This window comes from Streptomyces misionensis (assembly GCF_007896895.1).
GTDB lineage: Bacteria > Actinomycetota > Actinomycetes > Streptomycetales > Streptomycetaceae > Streptomyces > Streptomyces misionensis_A.
The window spans coordinates 19,506-37,850 of the sequence record NZ_VOGW01000191.1; the positions used below are offsets into that span (position 1 = coordinate 19,506).

Sequence of the window (18,345 nt, forward strand, 5' to 3'; positions counted from 1 at the left end):
CAGGGGCCGTCCGAGCGCCGGGAGCGGCACACCCCGCGTCCCTCACCCGATGTCCGGCGGATCGATCCGCACCCGCACCCGCGCCGTCTCTCCGCTCCCCCGGGCCATCCGCGCGGCCTGCGCGGTCTTCAGGGCGGAGGCCAGCGCCGCGCCACTGCCCGGGGGCACGCGTACGAGGGCCCGCTCCCAGTGCTCGCCGGGAGGCACCGCACCGGGCCTGCGCGGTGCCCCGGGGGGCGCGGGCGGCAGTGGCACCGGCCCCAACACCTCGGCGTCGCTCGGCAGTTCGACCGCGGCCAGGAACTCCGCGACGGCCTCGGGCGGGCCGGACACGGCCGCCATCCGGGACACCGGCGGGAAACCGAGTTCGGCCCGCTCGGCCAGCTCCCGCAGCGCATGCCCGACGGGGTCCCAGCGCACCAGCGCCTGCACGGGCCGCAGGGTCGGTTCGGCCACCACGACCACGGTGCCCCCCTCGCCCTGCGGCCGGACCAGCGCCCCCGCCGCGATCCACCGCCGCAACGCGTCCTCACCGGCCCGCAGATCGGGTCGTACGAGCATGGCCCAGCCGTCGAGCAGCAGCGCCGCCGCGTAGCCGCCCTCGGCGACCGGCTCGGCGCCCGGGGTGCTCACCACCAGCGCGGGCGTGCCCGGCACGGTGTCCAGGACGTGTTCGCGCCCCGAGGTGCGCACCGGCACGGCGGGAAAGGCCCGGCCCAGCTCCTCGGCGGTGCGGCGGGCGCCCACCACCTGCGCGCGCAGCCGGAAACCGCCGCACTCGGGACAGTGCCAGGCGCCTTCCTCCCGCCCGCACCAGCCACAGCGCAGCACGCCCGCGTCCTGGCCCTGGAGCGGCCCCGAGCAGTGCCGGCAGCGGGCCGGGGCCCGGCACTGGGCGCAGGCCATCCGCGGCGCGTACCCGCGGCGGGGCACCTGGACCAGCACCGGGCCGTGCCGCAGCCCCTCCCGGGCGGCCTGCCAGGCGAGGGTGGGCAGCCGGGCGGCGCGGGCGGCCTCGTCGCGGGCGAGGTCCTCGTCCCCGACCGTGCGCACGAGCGGCGCGGACCGCCGTATCTGCTCCCGCCCGGCGACCAGGGGTCGCGCCCAGCCGCTCTCGACCAGCTGGGCCGCCTCCACCGTGGTGGAGAAACCGCCGAGCAGGAAGGCGCACTTGTCGAGGGCGGCGCGCAGCAGCAGGACGTCGCGCGCGTGCGGCTGCGGGGCGTGCTGCTCGCTGTGGCTGTCGTCGCCATCGTCCCAGATCGCGACGAGCCCGAGGTCCCGCACGGGCGCGAACATGGCGGCCCGGGTCCCGACGACGGCCCGTACGGAGCCGCGCCGTACCGCGAGCCACTGCGCGTACCGCTTCTCGGGCCCGGCGTCGGCGGTGAGCAGGGCGTGGCGTCCCGGGCCCAGCAGTGCGGTCAGCGCGCCGTCGACACGGGCGGCGGCGCGGCCGTCGGGTACGACGACGAGGGCGCCGCGGCCCGAGGCGAGCGTGGCGGCGACGGCCCGGGCCAGCTCCTCGCTCCACAGGGGCCCGGGCAGTGCGTGCCACACCGCGCGGGGGGCGCCGCCGGCGGCCAGTGCCTGGAGGAAGGCGCTCCCGTGCTCGTACCGCGCCCAGGACGACGGCCTCGTTCTCCTCGGAGCCGAAGGTCTTGCGCTCCCCCACCTCGTTGACGACGAGCAGGTCACAGCCCTTGCGGGCGAGCTTGGCGCGGCCGTTGGCGAGGACGTCGTCGGTCTCGGCGGCGAAGCCCACGATCACCTGTCCGGCCCTGGCCCGTTCGGCGGAGACCTCGGCGAGGATGTCGGGGTTGCGGACCAGGACGATGGGGTCCGGCTCCTTGTCGTCCTTTTTCTTGATCTTGCCGGTGGCGTAGGCCGCGGGGCGGAAGTCGGCGACGGCCGCGGCCATGACGACGGCGTCCGCGTCGGCCGCCGCCTTGAGGACGGCCTCGCGCAGCTGCACGGCGGTGCCGACCCGGACGACGTCCACGCCCGCCGGGTCGGGCAGGCCGGTGTTGGCCGCGACCAGGGTCACCCGGGCGCCGCGGGCGGCGGCGGTGCGGGCGAGGGCGTAGCCCTGCTTGCCGGAGGAGCGGTTGCCGAGGAAGCGCACCGGGTCCAGGGGCTCGCGGGTGCCGCCCGCGGAGACCACCACGTGGCGGCCGCGCAGGTCGGGCTCCTGGACGCCGCGGGCCAGCACCCGGCGGCAGACCTCGAAGATCTCCGCCGGGTCGGGCAGCCGGCCCTTGCCGGTGTCGACGCCGGTGAGGCGGCCGACGGCGGGCTCGATGACGACGGCGCCGCGGCGGCGCAGCGTGGCCACGTTCTCCTGGGTGGCGGGGTGCTCCCACATCTCGGTGTGCATCGCGGGGGCGAAGACGACGGGGCAGCGGGCCGTCAGCAGGGTGTTGGTCAGCAGGTCGTCGGCCAGGCCGTGGGCGGCCTTGGCGAGCATGTCGGCGGTGGCGGGGGCGACCACGACCAGGTCGGCGTGCTGGCCGATGCGCACGTGCGGGACCTGGTGCACGTCGTCCCAGACCTCGGTGGCGACCGGGTTGCCGGACAGGGCGGAGAAGGTGGCGGCGCCGACGAAGCGCAGCGCGGAGGCGGTGGGTACGACGCGCACGTCATGGCCCGACTCGGTGAACCTCCTCAGCAGCTCACAGGCCTTGTAGGCGGCGATGCCACCGCTGACGCCCAGTACCACCCTCGGCTTGTCCACCATGTCTCCTCGGTCCGGAAAACCTGCAACACCCATGACACACCACAGGCCCGGCAGCAGGACTGCCGGGCCTGTGGACGAAGCATCCGCGGTCTGAACGTACTACTGCGCGGGGCCCTCGATGGCCTCGGAGGTCAGCAGACCGGCGTTGATCTCGCGCAGGGCGATCGAGAGCGGCTTCTCGTGGACGTGGGTGTCGACGAGCGGACCGACGTACTCAAGGAGACCCTCGCCGAGCTGCGAGTAGTACGCGTTGATCTGGCGGGCACGCTTGGCCGCGTAGATCACGAGGCTGTACTTCGAGTCGGTGGCCTCAAGAAGCTCGTCGATCGGCGGGTTGATGATGCCCTCGGGCGCGGTGATGGAAGAGGACACGCTCTACCTTCCGATGGATGGGTAAGAATCAAAGATCGTGATCAGCGTCACGATTACACAACGTCCATCAAGGCTAGCAGCTCACGCGCCACGTCCTCGACGGAGGTGTTGACCAGGGTCTCGTCGAACTCCGGTTCGGCGGCCAGTTCGGTCCTGGCCGCTTCGAGACGGCGCTCGATGACCTCGGGCGGCTCGGTGCCCCGGCCGGTGAGCCTGCGCACCAGCTCCTCCCAGGAGGGCGGAGCCAGGAACACCAGCCGGGCCTCCGACATGGACCCACGGACCTGGCGGGCGCCCTGGAGGTCGATCTCCAGCAGCACCGGCTCGCCCTTCTCCAGCCGCTCCAGGACGGCCGCGCGGGGCGTGCCGTAGCGGTTGCCGGCGAACTCGGCCCACTCCAGCAGCTCGCCGTTGGCGATCAGCTTGTCCATCTCCTCGTCGGTGACGAAGAAGTAGTGGACTCCGTGCTGCTCACCGGGGCGCGGCTTGCGGGTGGTGGCCGAGACCGAGAGCCAGACCTCGGGGTGTTCCTTGCGCATATGGGCGACGACCGTGCTCTTGCCGACCCCCGAAGGGCCGGAGAGCACGGTCAGCCGCGGACGTTCACTCATGCAGCGATTATTCCAGCAATCCCGGGGTGCCCGGGACTCCCGGTCGGGCGCGGGCCCGGACTCAGGCGCCGGTGCTGCCGAACTCACGCTCCAGGGAAGCGATCTGGTTGGAACCGAGACCCCGCACACGGCGGCTCTCGGAGATGCCCAGACGCTCCATGATCTGCTTGGCGCGGACCTTGCCCACGCCCGGCATGGACTCGAGCAGCGCGGAGACCTTCATCTTGCCGATGACGTCGTTCTCCTGGCCCTGCTTGATGACCTCGTGCAGGGAGGCGCCGGAGTGCTTGAGTCGATTCTTGACCTCGGCCCGCTCCCGGCGAGCCGCGGCGGCCTTTTCGAGCGCGGCTGCGCGCTGTTCAGGGGTAAGGGGCGGAAGAGCCACGCCTACGTCACCTCGGATGTCGAACTGTCGGATACGGACCGGTGAGGAACCTAGTCGCCCCGCACCTGGGGAGCCACGAGCAACACGCTTGCCCGCTCTCCCCCACTGCCGTGAGGGGCGTGGGAGGTGTCCCCACTGCTCGGAGACTAGCGGGCAAGTCCGCCAGAGTCAGCGAGAACAGCGGAAAAGTCCTGGTCAGCCTCCGCCAGGCCCGACTTTTCAGACATATTGCCCTCGATTTGAGGATGTCTTCACACTCAAGTCGCCGCTGGTCCGCTCACCCGAGCACCTCCGGAGGGGGTCAGCCGCCGGCGACGGCCGCGCGGATCTCCTCCGCGAAGCGTCCGGCCGCCGCGCGCAGCGCCCCGACGTCGGGACCGTGACGCAGCACACCCCGGCTGACGTTCGGCACGACGTCGCGCACGGCCGGCCCGAAGACCCCCGGGAGGTCGGCCGGGGTCGCGCCCTGGGCGCCGATGCCGGGCGCGAGCAGCGGGCCGTTGATGTCCAGGTCGTACCCCGAGAGGTCGCCGAGCGTGGCGCCGACCACCGCGCCGAAGGAGCCCAGCGGCTCCTGGCCCGCGTTCTCGGCCGTCAGGTGGGCCAGCACGGTCGCCGCGACGCTGCGGCCGTCCGCGCGGAGCGCGTGCTGCACCTCGCCGCCCTCCGGGTTCGAGGTCAGCGCCAGCACGAACAGTCCGGCGCCGCTCTCGCGGGCCAGTGTCACGGCCGGGGCCAGCGAGCCGTAGCCCAGGTACGGCGAGACGGTCAGCGCGTCGGAGAACAGCGGGGCGTCCGGGCGCAGGAAGGCCTCGGCGTAGGCCGCCATGGTCGAGCCGATGTCGCCGCGCTTGGCGTCCATCACGACCAGGGCACCGGCCGCGCGCGCCTCCTGGACCGACTTCTCCAGGACGGCCAGGCCCCGCGAGCCGAACCGCTCGAAGAACGCGCTCTGCGGCTTCAGCACGGCGACCCGGTCGGCCAGGGCCTCCACGACCGTGCGGCTGAACCGCTCCAGGCCGGCCACGTCGTCGGCCAGGCCCCACTCGGCGAGCAGGGAGGCGTGCGGGTCGATGCCGACGCACAGGGGGCCGCGCTCGTCCATGGCGCGGCGCAGGCGGGTGCCGAAGGGCTCCGGGGCGGTCATGCGGACTTCCTCACGTCGGCGCCGACCGCGTCGGCGAGGGTGGCGTACGGGCTGGTGCGCAGGCGGGCGGCGAGACCCTTGTGGATCGCGCGGCACCAGAAGGGGCCCTGGTAGACGAAGGCGCTGTAGCCCTGGACCAGCGTGGCGCCGGCCAGGATGCGCTCCCAGGCGTCCTCGGCGGTCTCGATGCCCCCGACGCCCACCAGGGTGATCCGGTCGCCCACACGGGCGTACAGGCGGCGCAGGACCTCCAGGGAGCGGGCCTTGAGGGGCGCGCCGGACAGGCCGCCGGTCTCCCCCACCAGGGCGGCAGGCGACTTCAGGCCGAGGCCCTCGCGGGCGATGGTGGTGTTGGTGGCGATGATGCCGTCAAGACCCAGCTCCACGGCCAGGTCGGCGACGGCGTCGACGTCCTCGTCGGCGAGGTCGGGGGCGATCTTCACCAGGAGCGGGACGCGTCGGTTGGCGACCACGCGGTCGGCGGCCTCGCGGACGGCGGTCAGCAGCGGACGCAGATGGTCGACGGCCTGGAGGTCGCGCAGGCCGGGCGTGTTCGGCGAGGACACGTTGACGACCAGGTAGTCGGCGTACGGCGCGAGGCGCTCGGCGGACTTCACGTAGTCGGCGACGGCCTCCGCCTCCGGGACGACCTTGGTCTTGCCGATGTTGACGCCGACCACGGTCTTGAAGACGGGCTCGCGGGTGGCCAGGCGGGCCGCCACGGTCAGCGAGCCGTCGTTGTTGAAGCCCATGCGGTTGATCAGCGCGCGGTCCGCGACGAGGCGGAACAGCCGCTTCCTGGGGTTGCCGGGCTGCGGCTCGCCGGTGACGGTGCCGATCTCGACGTGGTCGAAGCCCAGCATCGACATCCCGTCGATCGCCACGGCGTTCTTGTCGAAGCCGGCCGCGAGCCCGAAGGGGCCGTGCATCCGCAGCCCCAGGGCCTCGGTGCGCAGCTCCTTGTGACGCGGGGCGAGGGCCGCCGCGACGAACGTGCGCAGCACCGGGACGCGCGCGGCGAGCCGGATCCAGCGGAAGGCGAGGTGGTGGGCCTGTTCGGGGTCCATCCGGGTGAAGACCAGGCGGAAGAACAGCTTGTACATCTGGGGGAGTCCTCTGGGGTCCTCATGACGACCGTGGGGTCCTCATGAAGAGGGGGACACCGTTTCCGGTGTCCCCCTCGGGGCTGCTAGTCGCGGGCTGCCGTGAGGTGTCGCGCGTGTTCCTGGAGCGAGCGGACGCCCACGTCGCCGTGGTTGAGGGCGTCGATGCCCTGGACGGCCGCGGCGAGCGCCTGGACGGTCGTCAGGCACGGCACGGAGCGGGCGACGGCGGCCGTACGGATGTCGTAGCCGTCGAGGCGGCCACCCGTGCCGTACGGGGTGTTGACGATGAGGTCGACCTCGCCGTCGTGGATGAGCTGGACGATGGTCTTCTCACCGTTCGGGCCGGTGCCCTCGGACTGCTTGCGCACCACGGTGGCGTTGATGCCGTTGCGCTTGAGGACCTCGGCGGTGCCGGAGGTGGCCAGCAGCTCGAAGCCGTGGGCGACCAGCTCGCGGGCCGGGAAGATCATCGAGCGCTTGTCGCGGTTGGCGACCGAGATGAACGCGCGGCCCTTGGTGGGCAGCGGACCGTAGGCGCCCGCCTGCGACTTGGCGTACGCCGTGCCGAAGACGGAGTCGATGCCCATGACCTCGCCGGTGGAGCGCATCTCCGGGCCGAGCACGGTGTCCACGCCGCGGCCTTGGATGTCGCGGAAGCGCGACCACGGCATCACGGCCTCCTTGACGGAGATCGGCGCGTCCAGCGGCAGCTCGCCGCCGTCGCCCTGCTTCGGCAGCAGCCCCTCGGCGCGCAGCTCGGCGATGGTCGCGCCCAGCGAGATGCGGGCGGCGGCCTTGGCGAGCGGCACCGCGGTCGCCTTCGAGGTGAAGGGGACCGTGCGGGAGGCGCGCGGGTTGGCCTCCAGGACGTAGAGGATGTCGCCGGCCATCGCGAACTGGATGTTGATCAGGCCGCGCACCCCGACGCCCTTGGCGATGGCCTCGGTGGAGGCGCGCAGCCGCTTGATGTCGAAGCCGCCGAGGGTGATCGGGGGCAGGGCGCACGCCGAGTCGCCGGAGTGGATGCCGGCCTCCTCGATGTGCTCCATGACGCCGCCGAGGTACAGCTCCTCGCCGTCGTAGAGGGCGTCGACGTCGATCTCGATGGCGTCGTCGAGGAAGCGGTCGACCAGGACCGGCCGGGAGGGGCTGATCTCGGTGGACTCGGCGATGTAGGCGGCGAGGCGGGTCTCGTCGTAGACGATCTCCATGCCGCGCCCGCCGAGCACGTACGACGGCCGGACCAGGACCGGGTAGCCGATCTCGTCGGCGATGGCCTTGGCGCCCTCGAAGGTGGTGGCGGTGCCGTGCTTCGGGGCCGGCAGGCCCGCCTCGGCGAGGACCCGGCCGAAGGCGCCGCGGTCCTCGGCGGCGTGGATGGCCTCCGGGGAGGTGCCCACGACCGGCACGCCGTTGTCCTTCAGGGCCTGCGCGAGGCCCAGCGGGGTCTGGCCGCCGAGCTGGACGACCACGCCCGCCACCGGGCCGGCCTGCTGCTCGGCGTGGACGATCTCCAGCACGTCCTCCAGGGTGAGCGGCTCGAAGTACAGCCGGTCGGAGGTGTCGTAGTCGGTGGAGACGGTCTCCGGGTTGCAGTTGACCATCACGGTCTCGTACCCGGCGTCGGACAGCGCGAAGGAGGCGTGCACGCAGGAGTAGTCGAACTCGATGCCCTGGCCGATGCGGTTGGGGCCGGAGCCCAGGATGATGACGGCCGGCTTCTCGCGCGGAGCGACCTCCGACTCCTCGTCGTAGGCGGAGTAGAAGTACGGCGTCTTCGCGGCGAACTCGGCGGCGCACGTGTCGACCGTCTTGTAGACCGGGCGGATGCCGAAGGCGTGCCGGACCTCGCGGACGACGTCCTCGCGCAGTCCGCGGATCTCGGCGACCTGCTGGTCGGAGAAGCCGTGCCGCTTGGCCTCGGCGAGCAGGTCGCCGGTCAGCTCGGGGGCCTCGGCCAGCCCGTCCGCGATCTCCTTGATGAGGAAGAGCTGGTCCACGAACCAGGGGTCGATCCTCGTGTACTCGAAGACCTCCTCGGGGGTGGCCCCGGCCCGGATGGCCTGCATGACGGTGTTGATCCGGCCGTCGGTGGGCCGTACGGCCTCGCGCAGCAGGGTCTCCTTGTCGCCGGGCTCGCCGACGAAGGTGAACTGGCTGCCCTTCTTCTCCAGCGAGCGCAGCGCCTTCTGGAAGGCCTCGGGGAAGTTGCGGCCGATGGCCATGGCCTCGCCGACCGACTTCATGGTGGTGGTCAGCGTGGAGTCGGCCTGCGGGAACTTCTCGAACGCGAAGCGCGGTGCCTTGACGACCACGTAGTCGAGCGTGGGCTCGAAGGAGGCCGGGGTCTCCTGGGTGATGTCGTTCGGGATCTCGTCCAGGGTGTAGCCGACGGCCAGCTTGGCGGCGATCTTCGCGATCGGGAAGCCGGTCGCCTTGGAGGCGAGCGCCGAGGAACGCGACACGCGCGGGTTCATCTCGATGACGATCACCCGGCCGTCCGCGGGGTCCACCGCGAACTGGATGTTGCAGCCGCCCGTGTCGACGCCGACCTCGCGGATCACGGCGATGCCGATGTCGCGCAGGATCTGGTACTCGCGGTCGGTGAGCGTCATCGCGGGCGCCACGGTGATCGAGTCACCGGTGTGCACGCCCATGGGGTCGAAGTTCTCGATGGAGCAGACGACCACGACGTTGTCGTTCTTGTCGCGCATCAGCTCCAGCTCGTACTCCTTCCAGCCGAGGATGGACTCCTCCAGGAGCACCTCGGTGGTCGGCGAGAGGGTGAGGCCCTGGCCGGCGATGCGGCGCAGCTCCTCCTCGTCGTGGGCGAAGCCGGAGCCGGCGCCGCCCATGGTGAAGGAGGGGCGCACGACGACCGGGTAGCCGCCGAGCGTCTCCACGCCCTTCATGACGTCGTCCATGGAGTGGCAGATCACCGAGCGGGCGGACTCGCCGTACCCGATCTTGCGCCGGACCTCCTCCACGACCTCCTTGAACAGGTCGCGGTCCTCGCCCTTGTGGATGGCCTCGGGCTTGGCGCCGATCAGCTCGACGCCGTACTTGTCCAGAACGCCGTTCTCGTGCAGCGAGATGGCGGTGTTCAGGGCCGTCTGGCCGCCCAGGGTGGGCAGCAGGGCGTCGGGACGCTCCTTGGCGATGATCTTCTCGACGAACTCCGGGGTGATCGGCTCGACGTAGGTGGCGTCGGCGATCTCCGGGTCGGTCATGATCGTCGCCGGGTTGGAGTTGACGAGGATGACGCGCAGGCCTTCGGCCTTGAGCACGCGGCACGCCTGGGTGCCGGAGTAGTCGAACTCGGCGGCCTGGCCGATGACGATCGGGCCGGAGCCGATGACCAGGACGGACTGGATATCGGTGCGCTTAGGCACGCTGGCCCTCCATCAGGGAAACGAAGCGGTCGAACAGGTAGGCGGCGTCGTGCGGTCCGGCCGCCGCTTCGGGGTGGTACTGGACGGAGAAGGCGGGCTGGTCGAGCAGCTGGAGCCCCTCCACGACGTTGTCGTTCAGGCAGACGTGCGAGACCTCGGCGCGGCCGAACTCGGTCTCGCTGACCTTGTCGAGGGGCGCGTCGACGGCGAAGCCGTGGTTGTGCGCGGTGACCTCGACCTTGCCGGTGGTGCGGTCCTGGACCGGCTGGTTGATGCCCCGGTGGCCGTACTTCAGCTTGTAGGTGCCGAAGCCGAGGGCGCGGCCGAGGATCTGGTTGCCGAAGCAGATGCCGAACAGCGGCGTGCGGCGCTCCAGGACGGCGGTCATCAGGGCGACCGGGCCGTCGGCGGTGGCGGGGTCGCCGGGGCCGTTGGAGAAGAACACGCCGTCCGGGTCCACGGCGTAGACCTCCTCGGCGGTGGCGGTGGCGGGCAGCACGTGCACCTCGATGCCGCGCTCGGCCATCCGCTGCGGGGTCATGCCCTTGATGCCGAGGTCGATCGCGGCGACGGTGAACTTCTTCTCGCCGACCGCGGGGACGACGTACGCCTCCTTGGTCGCGACCTCCTCGTAGAGGCTCGCGCCCTTCATCTGGGGCTGGGCCTGGACCCGCGCCAGCAGCTCGGCGTCGGCGGCGATCGCCTCGCCGGAGAAGATGCCGGCCCGCATGGAGCCGCGCTCGCGCAGGTGGCGGGTGAGGGCGCGGGTGTCGATGCCGGAGATGCCGACCACGCCCTGCCGCTCCAGCTCGTCGTCCAGGGAGCGCCGGGAGCGCCAGTTGGACGGCACCCGCGCGGGGTCGCGGACCACGTAGCCGGAGACCCAGATGCGGGCCGACTCGTCGTCCTCGTCGTTCCAGCCGGTGTTGCCGATCTGCGGGGCGGTGGCGACGACGATCTGGCGGTCGTACGACGGGTCGGTCAGGGTCTCCTGGTAGCCGGTCATGCCGGTGGAGAACACGGCCTCGCCGAAGGTCTCCCCCACGGCCCCGTAGGCGCGGCCGCGGAAGGTGCGGCCGTCCTCCAGGACGAGTACGGCGGGAGTCTTCGCGGCTCCCCTGGTGGAGGTCGTCATCGTGCGCCTTCCGTGTCGTTGATCATGTGGTTCAAGGTGTCGACCCATTCCGGGTGCTCGGCCGCGTGGTCGGAGCGGAAGCCGGAGTCGATCAGTTTGTCGCCGTGCGCCCAGGTCACCACCAGCAGTCCGCCCTCGGTGAGGACCTTGCCGGCGATGCCCTTGTCGAGCCGGGCCTCGCGCAGGGCCGCGGCGGGGATGAAGAAGTCGTTCGCGCCGGGGCGTTCGACCTCCAGGCCCGCGTCGGTCAGGGTGAGCCGGGCCAGGCTGCGGGTGCCCAGGCCGTGGGCCACGATGCGGTCCAGCCACTGCCCGGCGGTGGTGGAGCCGTGGTAGCGGCCGCTCATGCTCAGTTTCACCGGGCCGGACTCCTCGGGCACGGCGGGCAGCTCCGGGATGTCGCTCTGGAGGGTGCCGCGCCATTTCCAGCCCTCGCGCATCAGCCAGTAGACCAGCGCGATGAAGAGCAGGAGTCCGACGAGCCAGCCGATCCGGGCCGGCCAGTCGGTGACCGAGGCTGATCTCTGGGCCTCGGCCAGGAGGTTTACAGGTGTCACGTGAGCTTCCCGTCGACGAGCGTGGCCTTGCCCCGCAGCCACGTGTGCGTCACACGGCCCGGCAGCTCGCGTCCCTGGTAGGGGGTGTTGCGGCTGCGCGAGGCGAAGCCCGCGGGGTCCACCTGGCCACGGTATGCGGTGTCGACCAGGGTGAGGTTGGCAGGCTCACCGGCCGAGACGGGACGACCGTGGCCGAGGGCCCGTCCGATCAGCGCGGGCTTGACGGACATCCGGTCGGCGACGCCGGCCCAGTCCAGCAGGCCCGTGTCGACCATCGTCTCCTGGACCACCGACAGCGCCGTCTCCAGGCCGACCATGCCCATGGCGGCCGCCGCCCACTCGCAGTCCTTGTCCTCGTGCGGGTGCGGGGCGTGGTCGGTGGCGACGATGTCGATGGTGCCGTCGGCGAGCGCCTCGCGCAGGGCCATGACGTCGCGCTCGGTGCGCAGCGGCGGGTTGACCTTGTAGACGGGGTCGTAGGTGCGCACCAGTTCGTCGGTGAGCAGCAGGTGGTGCGGGGTGACCTCGGCGGTGACCTGGATGCCGCGGGACTTGGCCCAGCGGACGATCTCGACGGAACCGGCGGTCGACAGGTGGCAGATGTGGACGCGGGAGCCGACGTGCTCGGCGAGCAGGACGTCGCGGGCGATGATCGACTCCTCGGCGACGGCCGGCCAGCCGCCCAGGCCCAGTTCGGCGGAGACGACGCCCTCGTTCATCTGGGCGCCCTCGGTCAGCCGCGGCTCCTGGGCGTGCTGGGCGACGACGCCGTCGAACGCCTTCACGTACTCCAGGGCACGGCGCATGATCACCGCGTCGTCCACGCACTTGCCGTCGTCCGAGAAGACGGTGACCCCGGCGGCCGACTCGTGCATGGCGCCCAGTTCGGCGAGCTTCTTGCCCTCCAGGCCGACGGTGACGGCGCCGATGGGCCGGACGTCGCAGTAGCCGTGCTCCTTGCCGAGCCGCCAGACCTGCTCGACCACGCCGGCGGTGTCGGCGACGGGGAAGGTGTTGGCCATGGCGAACACGGCGGTGTAGCCGCCGCTCGCGGCCGCGCGGGTGCCGGTGAGCACGGTCTCGGAGTCCTCGCGGCCGGGCTCGCGCAGGTGGGTGTGCAGGTCGACCAGGCCCGGCAGCAGCACCTTGCCGCCGGCCTCGACCACCTCGGCGCCCTCGACGCTCAGAGCGGTGCCCACCTCGGCGATGGTCCCGCCGTCGATCAGCACGTCCTGCGGCTCGCCGCCGAGCACCTTCGCACCGCGGATCAGGGTCTTGCTCATGTTCTTACTTCTCCTCAGTGCGGTTGGCGGCGGCGGGCTCGTTGCCGCCGAGCAGCAGGTACAGGACGGCCATCCGGATGGACACGCCGTTGGCGACCTGCTCCACGGCGGTGCAGCGGTCGGAGTCGGCGACCTCGGCGGTGATCTCCATGCCGCGCACCATCGGGCCGGGGTGCATCACGATGGCGTGCTCGGGCAGCCTGGCCATGCGGTCACCGTCGAGGCCGTAGCGCCGGGAGTACTCGCGCTCGGTGGGGAAGAACGCGGCGTTCATCCGCTCGCGCTGGACCCGCAGCATCATCACCGCGTCGGACTTGGGCAGCGTGCTGTCGAGGTCGTAGGAGACCGCGCAGGGCCAGGACTCGACGCCGACCGGGAGCAGGGTGGGCGGGGCGACCAGGGTGACCTCGGCGCCGAGGGTGTGCAGCAGATCGACGTTGGAGCGGGCGACCCGGCTGTGCAGGACGTCGCCGACGAGGGTGATCCGCTTGCCGGCCAGGTCCTGGCCGAGCCCGGCGTCCCGGCCGACCAGGCGGCGGCGCATGGTGAAGGCGTCCAGCAGGGCCTGGGTGGGGTGCTGGTGGGTGCCGTCGCCCGCGTTGATCACGGCGGCGTCGATCCAGCCGGAGGTGGCGAGGCGGTAGGGCGCGCCGGAGGCGCCGTGCCGGATGACGACGGCGTCGACGCCCATCGCCTCCAGGGTCTGGGCGGTGTCCTTCAGGGACTCGCCCTTGGACACGCTCGACCCCTTGGCGGAGAAGTTGATGACGTCCGCGGACAGGCGCTTCTCGGCGGCCTCGAAGGAGATCCGGGTGCGCGTGGAGTCCTCGAAGAAGAGGTTGACGACGGTGCGGCCGCGCAGGGTCGGCAGCTTCTTGATCGGCCGGTCGGCGACCCGGGCCATCTCCTCGGCGGTGTCGAGGATCAGGACGGCGTCGTCGCGGGTGAGGTCGGCGGCCGAGATGAGATGACGCTGCATCTGTCAGGCTCCGTAAAGCAGTTCGGGAGGATTGGGGCAAACCGAGGCGACCGCGGGTACGCCGAAGCGACCCTTGTGCGCCTGACTTGCTACTGGTCGGCCGGCTTCACACCGAGCAGCACGGTGTCGCGACCGTCCTCCTCGGCGAGCTGGACCTTGACCGTCTCCCGCAGCGACGTGGGGAGGTTCTTGCCGACGTAGTCGGCGCGGATCGGCAGTTCGCGGTGGCCGCGGTCGACCAGGACGGCGAGCTGCACCGCGCGCGGGCGCCCGATGTCGTTCAGGGCGTCGAGGGCGGCGCGGATGGTGCGGCCGGAGAAGAGCACGTCGTCGACGAGGACGACCAGCTTGCCGTCGATGCCGTCACCGGGGATCTCGGTGCGGGCCAGCGCACGCGGCGGGTGCATGCGCAGGTCGTCGCGGTACATGGTGATGTCGAGGGAGCCGACCGGGATCGTGCGGTCGGTGATCTGCGCGAGCTTGGCGGCCAGCCGCTGGGCGAGGAAGACGCCGCGGGTGGGGATGCCGAGGAGCACCACGTCGTCGGCGCCCTTGGCGCGCTCGACGATCTCGTGGGCGATGCGGGTCATGACCCGCGCGATGTCGGGACCCTCGAGGACGGGCCGGGCATCGGTCGCATGCTCATGGGCGTGCGTGTCCATAAAAACGGACCTCCTTCTCCGCCTCACGGGACGGACCTTAAAGGACGTCGGAATTGCGCCATCTACGGTAGCAGGTCATCGGCCGGGGTCGTGTCACCCGCTTGGCCTAATCGGACATCGCTACCACGGAAGCGTCGGGGTGGCTCATTCGGCTTGACGCAGAAGAGTCACGCTGCGTAACCTCACAGTGAGTTACCAAATCGCGCGGCGGGAAGACAGCCGGCCGCGTCGGCACAGTGTCCGGGGAGCTATATGTCCAGCGAATACGCCAAACAGCTCGGGGCCAAGCTCCGGGCCATCCGCACCCAGCAGGGCCTTTCCCTCCACGGTGTCGAGGAGAAGTCCCAGGGTCGCTGGAAGGCCGTGGTGGTGGGCTCGTACGAGCGCGGCGACCGTGCCGTGACCGTGCAGCGCCTCGCCGAGCTGGCCGATTTCTATGGCGTTCCGGTGCAGGAGCTTCTGCCGGGCACCACGCCGGGCGGTGCCGCCGAGCCGCCGCCGAAGCTGGTCCTCGACCTGGAGCGGCTGGCCACCGTGCCGGCCGAGAAGGCGGGCCCCTTGCAGCGCTACGCGGCGACGATCCAGTCCCAGCGCGGCGACTACAACGGCAAGGTCCTCTCCATCCGCCAGGACGACCTGCGCACACTCGCCGTCATCTACGACCAGTCCCCCTCGGTCCTCACCGAGCAGCTGATCAGCTGGGGCGTGCTGGACGCGGACGCGCGCCGCGCGGTCGCCACGCACGAAGAGGCGTGACGGCGTAGACCTGCCAGCAGAAACGTGTCGCCGGGGTGGCCGGAACTTTACGGTTCCGGCCACCCCGGCGGTGTTTTCTCAGGCCTGCTCCGGTCGGCCTCCCGACGCCTGGGGCACGAAACACCTCAGGGACGCGGGGACCGCGCGACGGGCCGCGGAGCACCCGCGGCCGCCGTCTCACGGTCACCCGCGCCCCTGTCGCGGTTCGGTCGAGCCGGTCGAGCCGATGACGGCTAGGCCCGGCGCAGCGAAGGCTTCAGCTCCTTGAGCCGCCCCAGCAGACCGTTGACGAACGAGGGCGACTCGTCGGTCGAGAACTCCTTCGCCAGCTGCACCATCTCGTCCAGGACGACGGCGTCCGGGGTCTCGTCGACCCAGATCAGCTCGTACGCGCCCAGCCGCAGGATGTTGCGGTCCACGACCGGCATCCGGTCGAGCGTCCACCCGACCGCGTACTGGGCGATCAGCTCGTCGATGCGCCGCGCGTGCTCGGCGTAGCCCTCGACCAGCTGCATCGTGTACTCGCTGACCGGCGGCTGCCGGGTGTCGGACCGGGACAGCCGGACCCAGTCGGCGAGGACCGTCAGGACGTCGGCGCCGCGCTGGTCGCCCTCGAAGAGGATCTGGAAGGCGCGCTTGCGGGCCGTGTTGCGGGCAGCCACGGTTAGCTGTTCACCCGGCCGAGGTAGTCGCTCGTACGGGTGTCGACCTTGATCTTCTCACCGGTGGTGATGAAGAGCGGGACCTGGATCTGGTGGCCGGTCTCCAGGGTGGCGGGCTTGGTGCCACCGGTGGAGCGGTCGCCCTGGACGCCCGGCTCGGTCTCCTGGACGGTCAGCTCGACGGCGGCCGGCAGCTCCACGAAGAGCACCTCGCCCTCGTGCTGCGCGACGGTGGCGGTGAAGCCCTCGATCAGGAAGTTGGCGGCGTCGCCGACGGCCTTGCGGTCGACCATCAGCTGGTCGTAGGTCTCCATGTCCATGAAGACGAAGTAGTCGCCGTCCATGTACGAGAACTGCATGTCGCGCTTGTCGACAGTGGCCGTCTCGACCTTGACGCCGGCGTTGAAGGTCTTGTCGACGACCTTGCCGGACAGCACGTTCTTGAGCTTGGTGCGCACGAAGGCCGGGCCCTTGCCGGGCTTGACGTGCTGGAACTCGACGACGGACCAGAGCTGGCCGCCTTCGAGCTTGAGCACCATGCCGTTCTTGAGGTCGTTCGTGGAAGCCACGGTTGCGGAATCTCCTGGACTGACGTACGACCCCGGGTCACGCGCTACAGCGCGAGCAGCTCCTTGGTCGTGATGGTGAGTAGCTCGGGTCCGCCGTCCGCCTCGGGGCGCACGACGAGCGTGTCATCGATCCGGACACCGCCCCGGCCCGGGAGGTGGACCCCCGGTTCGACGGTGACCGGCACGCAAGCGTCCAGTTTACCCATGGCCGCGGGCGCCAACTGCGGGTCCTCGTCGATTTCGAGTCCGACACCGTGCCCGGTCAGCGGTGGCAGGGCCTCCGCATAGCCCGCGGAGTCCAGTACATGGCGTGCCGCGCGGTCCACATCGCGGTAGGCGGCGCCGGGCGCGAGGGCCTCCCGCCCGGCCCGCTGGGCGGAGAAGACCAGGTCGTACAGCTGGATCTGCCAGTCCGCCGGGGAGGTGCCGATGACGAAGGTACGGCCGATCTCGCAGCGGTAGCCCCGGTAGGTCGCGCCCAGGCAGACGGAGAGGAAATCGCCCTCCTCCACCCGCCGGTCGGTGGGCCGGTGGCCGCGGCGGCCGGAGTTCGGGCCGGTGGCGACGGAGGTGGGGAAGGCCGGCCCGTCGGCGCCGTGGTCGACCAGGCGCCGCTCCAGCTCCAGCGCGAGGTGCCGTTCGGTGCGCCCCACCAGGATGGACTCCAGCAGCTCCCCGAGGGCCTGGTCGGCGATCTCGGCGCCGATCCGCAGACAGGAGATCTCCTCCTCGTCCTTGACCACCCGCAGCTGCTCCACGGCGCCGCCCACGTCGCCGAGGCGCAGGGCGGGGGCGACGGCGGCGATGGCCCGGTGACGGCTGACCGTCAGATGGTGTTCCTCGACGGCGAGGGAGTCCGCGCCCTGGCCCCGGGCGAGGTCCGCGGCGGTCACGGCGGGGTCGGCGCCGCCGTGGACGGGCAGGACGTGCACCCGCAGGGCGTCGTCCGGGCGGCCCTCGAAGGGGCGGTCCTCGGGCGGGCCCGAGCAGACCAGAAGGTCCTCCTGGCTGCCGAGGAGCAGGACGGCGCCGTGCGGGGCGGCGGCCGCGAGGTAGCGCACGTTGGCGGGGCGGGTGACGAGCGCTGCCGCGGTGCCGGCCGCGTTGAAGTGGTCCCGCAAGCGGGATCGGCGGTTCGCGTACACCTCTGACATGAGATGAGCGTAGGAGTTTTATGCCGTTTGTGCCGTTTTTGGGGGCCGAGTGGGGCTCGGCCGACGGTACGGCGCGGTCGGACCGGCGGCCCGGCGCTCACCAGCTCGGGGGGCTCGCTATCGCCCTCGCCAGGACCTCGTCCAGCACGCGTGCCGTCCCCGGGACGTCCAGCTGCGAGTTGTCGATGATCGGGAGGCCCGAGCCGTACCAGCCGGCCATGCGGCCGTGGATACGCGCCACCTCCTCGTCGGTGAGGCGGCGGTTGCCGGTGCGTTCGGCGTTGCGCTCCAGGACGACGTCCAGGCCGGGCAGCAGCACGACCGGGAGCAGGCCGGGCCCCACATGGCGCTTCCAGCCGCCGAGGCCGACGACCGGGCGGTCCGGGAAGACGGCGTCGTCCAGGATGCACGAGATGCCGTTGGCCAGGAAGTTCCGCGCGGCGAAGCCACAGGTGCGGCGGGCCAGGCGGTACTGGGCCTCCGAGTGGTCGTTCCAGCCGGACTGGGGATCGGCGAAGCCGGAGCGCACCCATTCGCGGACGTCGTCCAGGCTGATGTGGGCCGTGGGGACGCGGCGGCGGTCCGCCCAGTAGCGGGCCACGCTGGTCTTGCCCGCGCCGGCGGGACCGATCAGCAGTACGGCCAGGGTGGTGGTCGTCGGATCGGGCACCGTGGTGGCGGTCCGCCTGGACTCCGCGGCCCCCACCGGCACCACGGTGCCCGATCCCACGACCCCCCCCCTGGCCCTACTGCTAGTCGGTCCCGCCGGCCCGGGCCACACCCGTGCGGCCCCGTTCCCGGCGGACGCCCGTCCGCGCCCACCCGACCACCCGACCTC

17 protein-coding genes and 1 pseudogene are annotated in these 18,345 nt (G+C 71.7%); 1 reads left to right on the plus strand and 17 read right to left on the minus strand.

What is annotated here, in order from left to right; translation table 11 throughout:
- Positions 1-42: 42 nt before the first annotated feature.
- The 13 genes and pseudogenes from FRZ03_RS34590 to pyrR form a co-directional block, all read right to left on the minus strand.
- Complete coding sequence (locus FRZ03_RS34590) at positions 43-1,560, minus strand: primosome assembly protein PriA (RefSeq protein ID WP_398661855.1); 1,518 nt, start codon at positions 1,558-1,560, stop codon at positions 43-45.
- Positions 1,547-2,734 (minus strand): annotated as a pseudogene (gene coaBC, locus FRZ03_RS34595) (bifunctional phosphopantothenoylcysteine decarboxylase/phosphopantothenate--cysteine ligase CoaBC); the annotation flags it as partial. The gene FRZ03_RS34590 and the pseudogene coaBC, both read right to left, overlap by 14 nt.
- A 102-nt stretch (positions 2,735-2,836) precedes the next feature.
- On the minus strand, positions 2,837-3,109 hold the full coding sequence (gene rpoZ / locus FRZ03_RS34600) for a DNA-directed RNA polymerase subunit omega (RefSeq protein WP_005319902.1): 273 nt from the start codon (positions 3,107-3,109) through the stop codon (positions 2,837-2,839).
- Between the two features lie 53 nt (positions 3,110-3,162).
- Positions 3,163-3,720, minus strand: a complete 558-nt coding sequence (gene gmk, locus FRZ03_RS34605; protein ID WP_146469019.1) for a guanylate kinase — start codon at positions 3,718-3,720, stop codon at positions 3,163-3,165.
- Positions 3,721-3,781: 61 nt separating this feature from the next.
- Positions 3,782-4,105: an integration host factor gene (locus FRZ03_RS34610; RefSeq protein WP_037651003.1), complete on the minus strand. Its 324-nt coding sequence runs from the start codon at positions 4,103-4,105 to the stop codon at positions 3,782-3,784.
- A 301-nt stretch (positions 4,106-4,406) separates the two neighbouring features.
- Entirely contained in the window at positions 4,407-5,252 is an 846-nt protein-coding gene (gene pyrF, locus FRZ03_RS34615; RefSeq protein ID WP_146469020.1) for an orotidine-5'-phosphate decarboxylase, read from the minus strand.
- Entirely contained in the window at positions 5,249-6,355 is a 1,107-nt protein-coding gene (locus FRZ03_RS34620; RefSeq protein ID WP_146469021.1) for a quinone-dependent dihydroorotate dehydrogenase, read from the minus strand. The genes pyrF and FRZ03_RS34620 overlap by 4 nt, the downstream gene beginning before the upstream one ends.
- Positions 6,356-6,441: 86 nt before the next feature.
- Positions 6,442-9,750: a carbamoyl-phosphate synthase large subunit gene (gene carB, locus FRZ03_RS34625; RefSeq protein ID WP_146469022.1), complete on the minus strand. Its 3,309-nt coding sequence runs from the start codon at positions 9,748-9,750 to the stop codon at positions 6,442-6,444.
- Positions 9,743-10,885: a glutamine-hydrolyzing carbamoyl-phosphate synthase small subunit gene (carA, locus tag FRZ03_RS34630; RefSeq protein ID WP_146469023.1), complete on the minus strand. Its 1,143-nt coding sequence runs from the start codon at positions 10,883-10,885 to the stop codon at positions 9,743-9,745. The genes carB and carA overlap by 8 nt, the downstream gene beginning before the upstream one ends.
- Complete coding sequence (locus FRZ03_RS34635) at positions 10,882-11,442, minus strand: PH-like domain-containing protein (RefSeq protein WP_146469024.1); 561 nt, start codon at positions 11,440-11,442, stop codon at positions 10,882-10,884. Before FRZ03_RS34635 ends, carA begins: the two co-directional genes overlap by 4 nt.
- Positions 11,439-12,725 carry a dihydroorotase gene (locus FRZ03_RS34640; RefSeq protein WP_146469025.1) on the minus strand — a complete coding sequence of 429 codons (1,287 nt, stop codon included), beginning with the start codon at positions 12,723-12,725 and terminating at the stop codon, positions 11,439-11,441. The genes FRZ03_RS34635 and FRZ03_RS34640 overlap by 4 nt, the downstream gene beginning before the upstream one ends.
- A 4-nt stretch (positions 12,726-12,729) precedes the next feature.
- The gene (locus FRZ03_RS34645) at positions 12,730-13,704 is read right to left on the minus strand and encodes an aspartate carbamoyltransferase catalytic subunit (RefSeq protein WP_146469026.1); all 975 of its coding nucleotides are present in this window, start codon (positions 13,702-13,704) and stop codon (positions 12,730-12,732) included.
- A gap of 89 nt (positions 13,705-13,793) precedes the next feature.
- Complete coding sequence (gene pyrR / locus FRZ03_RS34650) at positions 13,794-14,366, minus strand: bifunctional pyr operon transcriptional regulator/uracil phosphoribosyltransferase PyrR (protein ID WP_070030056.1); 573 nt, start codon at positions 14,364-14,366, stop codon at positions 13,794-13,796.
- 252 nt (positions 14,367-14,618) lie between these two features.
- Here pyrR and bldD point away from each other — a divergent pair, with 252 nt between their 5' ends.
- Positions 14,619-15,122 (plus strand): transcriptional regulator BldD, encoded by a 504-nt coding sequence (gene bldD, locus FRZ03_RS34655; protein WP_014671524.1) that lies wholly within the window; start codon positions 14,619-14,621, stop codon positions 15,120-15,122.
- Between the two features lie 233 nt (positions 15,123-15,355).
- Here bldD and nusB read toward each other — a convergent pair whose 3' ends face one another.
- From nusB to FRZ03_RS34675, 4 genes are all read right to left on the minus strand, one after another.
- Positions 15,356-15,784, minus strand: coding sequence for a transcription antitermination factor NusB (nusB, locus tag FRZ03_RS34660; RefSeq protein WP_046423695.1), 429 nt, complete (start codon positions 15,782-15,784; stop codon positions 15,356-15,358).
- Positions 15,785-15,786: 2 nt separating this feature from the next.
- On the minus strand, positions 15,787-16,353 hold the full coding sequence (gene efp, locus FRZ03_RS34665) for an elongation factor P (protein ID WP_070030057.1): 567 nt from the start codon (positions 16,351-16,353) through the stop codon (positions 15,787-15,789).
- Between the two features lie 44 nt (positions 16,354-16,397).
- The gene (locus tag FRZ03_RS34670) at positions 16,398-17,507 is read right to left on the minus strand and encodes an aminopeptidase P family protein (RefSeq protein WP_146469027.1); all 1,110 of its coding nucleotides are present in this window, start codon (positions 17,505-17,507) and stop codon (positions 16,398-16,400) included.
- 97 nt (positions 17,508-17,604) lie between these two features.
- A complete protein-coding gene (locus FRZ03_RS34675; RefSeq protein ID WP_398661898.1) occupies positions 17,605-18,288 on the minus strand; it encodes an AAA family ATPase in 684 nt (227 codons plus the stop codon).
- Positions 18,289-18,345: the final 57 nt, after the last annotated feature.